The following is a 4,134-nucleotide window of genomic DNA, read 5'->3' on the forward strand; positions in this document are numbered from 1 at the left end:
GGGCAGGTCGCGCCTGTGCGCCGGACGCCGCTGCTGGTCACCATCTCGGACCAGTGGATGGTGGCGAATTTCGAGGAAGTCCTCCAGTTCCTGAGCTATATTGCGGCGTCCGAAGAGCTGGATTCGCTGCAGGCCGCGCAAGGCGCGGCGCGGCGGGAGGCGTGGGAGCGATTCTGGAAGCGTCGCGATCCGGTGCCGGCCACACCCGTGAACGAGTTTCGCGAGGACTTCTTCGAGCGCGTCAGGATCGCCAACGACCAGTTTGCGGAGCCCGGCCGGGCCGGGTGGCGCACGGATCGGGGCGAGGTGTTCATCGTGCTGGGTCCGCCGGACCATGTGCTCGAGCGCCACGTCGGGCGAGAGGAAGTTCCGGGTCAGCCGAACGCCCAGGAGTGGATTTACGAGCGCGTTGCAGGTGACCGGATCGAGCTGCTTTTCGTGGACCGCACCCGCTTCGGCCGCTACGAGCTGACGGCGTCATCCGAGTCGGCGTTCCGCTCCGCTGCCCGGAAACTGCGCCCCGAAGCTTAGTGGTCGAATCCACAAATACGGCCGCATTCATGGCCGTACTTACGAACTCGACCACTCAGTGGCCGAATGCGACCGTACTTGCGAACTCGATTACTTGGACGGACGCATTGGCGGGCCCGGGGTTTGCAACCTGCAGGCAGGCGAGAGACTTGCAGTCGACCCGGACCCGGCCACCGCCGTCGCGGGTAGCACGGTGGACGTCCGGTCCGCCAATTGATTCGTATATTGCGCTACCTGCTGATCTTGTTCCTGTTCCTGGCGGTGGTAGTGGCGCCGGAGCTGCTCAGCCCCCGGCACACCCCCGCCGCTCCGCGGCCGCCGCCGCCGGCCGTGCCGCCCGAGGCGCTGCGCGCGCTCCAGGAGGGGCGCTACTGGCGCGCCAGCCGCATCCTGCGCGAGTACCTGGCCGCCGTGCCCGACACGACCCCCGAGACCCTCCTGCTCGCGGCCCAGGCGGAGGCCGGCTGGGGCGAGTGGGCGCGCGTCGAGACACTCCTGGCCGGCCGCCGCTGGCTCGACAGCGTGCGCGGCGGCTATGGCTGGAGCCTGCTGGGGCGGGGCCGCCTCGAGCGGGGACGCTGGAGCGACAGCGGCCAGGCGCTTGCCCGCTACCTGCAGGTTGCGCCTGCACTGGGCGACCGCGAGCGAGGGCTGGTCGAGGCGCGTCGCGGACTGGCCATGGCGCGAGCGCGTGACGGGCGCGGCGCCCTGCGCACTTTCGACACGGCTGCGCGGCTGCTTCCTCAAATCGGTGACTGGATCGCGCTGTTCGCCGCGGAGGCGGCGGCTCAGATCGGCGACACGGTAGAAGTGCAGCGCCGCCTGGGGGGGATGGACAGCGTGGTGGCGCGCCAATGGGCGTGGCGCGTGCGCGTCTCTGCGCGGCGCAACGCCCGCGATCCAGCGGGCGCAGAGCGGGAAGCGGCAGCGGCGGCCAACCTGCTCGGCACCGCGGCAGCGCGGGCGGAGGCGTGGAAGACTGCCGGTGAGCTGCGGCTGCTGCGTGGCGATACCACTGCAGCGCGCGAGGCCTTGCGGCGTGCCATGGAGGCGGCGCCCGAGGCGCTTGCCGCCATTGACGCGGCGCGCGCGATGAGCGAGTTGCCCCGGCTCAACGCGGAGGATCGCCTTCGCATCGGCCGGCTCTACCTGCGCCACGGCAACCTGGACCGCGGCATGGCCGGCCTCAGCGCCTACCTGGCTGCCGGCGGCGGATCCGCCGTGCAGCAGGCGGAGGTACGGCTCGAACTGGGGCGGGCGATGTTCCGGGCCGCACGCTACGCGGATGCGGAAAAGCTCCTGCTCGAATCCGCACGGGGCGCGGCCTCCGCGCGCATCGGTGCCGAGGCCATGCTGCTGGCGGGCCGCAGCCAATACCGCCAGGGGCGCGGGGACGCGGGGCGCGCCACCTTCTTGCGAACCGCAGAGCTGTTTCCCCAGGAGGCGCCGGCCGCCAAGGCCCTGTTTCTGATCGCTGACCTGTACCACGACCAGGGCGAGCTGGACCGCGCCCGCGAATTCTACCGCCGCACGGTCGAGCGCAATGCCGACCTGAATGACGCGGGTCTCGCGCTCATGCGACTGGGCGGCATGGCCTACCTCGAGGGCGATCATCGCGCGGCGGCTTCCATCTTCGAGGAATACCGGCAGCGGCATCCGAGCGGGCGCCGCTACCAGCCGACCACGTACTGGGCGGGCAAGACTTACCTCAAGCTGGGCGACACCGCCCTGGCCCGGCAACGGCTGCGCGAGACGCGGGCGCTCGATCCCTTCTCATACTACGGCATGCAGGCAGCCGAGCTGCTGGGTGAATCCTTCTGGAACATGCCGATCGAGCCCTCTCCGCCAACCAACCCGACGATCGAGGCGGGGGTCGCGCGCGCGCTGCAGCGGCTGGACCTGCTGCGCGAGCTGGGTCGCGAAGACGCGGTAAGCTTCGAGATCGAGCGGCTGAAGCGGCATTTCGGGACGCGGGACGGCGCGCTGTACGCCCTGGCGGAGGCGTTCAATGCGCGCGGCCACACGTTTACCGGCATACAACTGGGCTGGGAGGTCTACCGTCGGGAAGGGATCTGGAACCACAGACTGCTGCGGATTGTCTACCCCTTCGTTTATCGCAACCTCATCCTGGCGGAGGCGCGGGAGCGTCAGCTCGATCCGTTCCTGCTGGCCGGGCTGATTCGACAGGAGTCGATGTTCAACGCAGGGATCGCGAGCCCCGCAGGCGCGATTGGCCTCATGCAGCTAATGCCCGCCACGGGCCGCGTGCTGGCCCGCTCGCTGGGCGTGGACGGCTTCGAACCTGGTATGCTCACGCGGCCCGAGCTGAACGTGCACTTCGGAGCCGCGTATGTGACCGAGCTGCTGCAGCGCTTTGGCAATCGGCTGCCGCGGGTGCTGGCGGCGTACAACGCCGGTCCACACCGGGTCGCGCGCTGGCGTGAGTTCCCCGAGTACCAGGATGACGAGCTGTTCGCGGAGCGGATCCCCTTCGAGGAGACACGCCACTACGTCAAGGTGGTTCAGCAGAACGCCCGGCTTTACTCGGTCCTCTACGGCGACGAGCCGGTCCCCTCGTCCGGCGGAGATTGATTGCGGGAAGCGACACGGCCCGCGACTGCGGCAGAGCGCGGCCGCCCGGCAGCGGGCGGCCAGGCCGAGTGGCTGCGTAAGGCGCTCCACGTGACCGCCGCGCTGTCCGCCGCGGCACTGGTATGGACGCGCTCCCGGCGGACGCGTCCCGCGCGATTCTGACGGCCATGGCGCTCCTCGCCCTGGCCGCCGACCTGGGCCGGCCAGCGCTTTGGCCGCCGCCGCCTCGCGCCAGGCAAGAGCCTCGAAGGCAGCACGGCCGTCTTCACGGTCGCGCTGCTGGCCGCCTGGGCCCTGCCCGGTATTGGCCTGCCCGCGGCCGTCGCGGCCGCGCTCGTCACCACGGTCCTGGAAGCATTCGTCCCCGGCGCGCCCGATAATCTGCTCGTGCCTCTGGCGGCCGCGGCCACGCTCTCGGCCGTTTCCCGGCCGGCCCTGTAAAACAAAAGTTTGCTTGACACCGCGAGCGCGCCGTTTTTATCGTTGCTGCCGCTGTGGCAGCCGGCAGCGCATCCATCCCCTGGTAGGAGGCAGGCTCAATGGCCAGAGGTAAGGTCAAGTGGTTCAATGATGCCAAGGGGTACGGCTTCATTGAGCAATCTGACGGCGAGGATGTTTTCGTGCACTTCTCTGCGATCACGATGCAGGGGTTCAAGACCCTGGCCGAGGGAGAGGAAGTCGAGTTCGAGGTGCGGCAGACGGACAAAGGGCTGCAGGCGGCAAACGTGGTCCGCGTCTAGCGGCGATCTCGGGCCATTGATCAGCCGCTACTCTGCGCCCTGCCGGATCCCGGCGGGGCGCGTTCTTTTGGGGGGCGCCGCCGTTCTCTTCCCGGGTTGTTCTCCGGATTAAAGTGCCGCGGCGCCGCCCCCTGCGGGCGGGCCGGTGGTGCCTTGGCGGCTCACTGGTGTAAGGGTAAGTATGGTGGAGAAGCCGGCAAAGGCGCGCCCGCGCCTGTTCCTGATCGATGGCTACGCGCTCATCTACAGGTCCTTCTTTGCACTGCTGAAC

Annotated in this window: 3 protein-coding genes; all 3 read left to right on the forward strand. The window is 69.4% G+C overall.

Going from position 1 to position 4,134, the window contains the following annotated elements:
- A partial coding sequence (locus tag HY703_10025) for a GWxTD domain-containing protein (protein MBI4545522.1) occupies nt 1-531 on the forward strand: 531 nt, incomplete at its 5' end.
- Between the two features lie 225 nt (nt 532-756).
- Nucleotides 757-3,123 (forward strand): transglycosylase SLT domain-containing protein, encoded by a 2,367-nt coding sequence (locus tag HY703_10030; GenBank protein ID MBI4545523.1) that lies wholly within the window; start codon nt 757-759, stop codon nt 3,121-3,123.
- 539 nt (nt 3,124-3,662) lie between these two features.
- Nucleotides 3,663-3,863 (forward strand): cold-shock protein, encoded by a 201-nt coding sequence (locus HY703_10035; protein MBI4545524.1) that lies wholly within the window; start codon nt 3,663-3,665, stop codon nt 3,861-3,863.
- Nucleotides 3,864-4,134: the final 271 nt, after the last annotated feature.

This window comes from Gemmatimonadota bacterium, assembly GCA_016209965.1.
Lineage (GTDB): Bacteria > Gemmatimonadota > Gemmatimonadetes > Longimicrobiales > RSA9 > JACQVE01.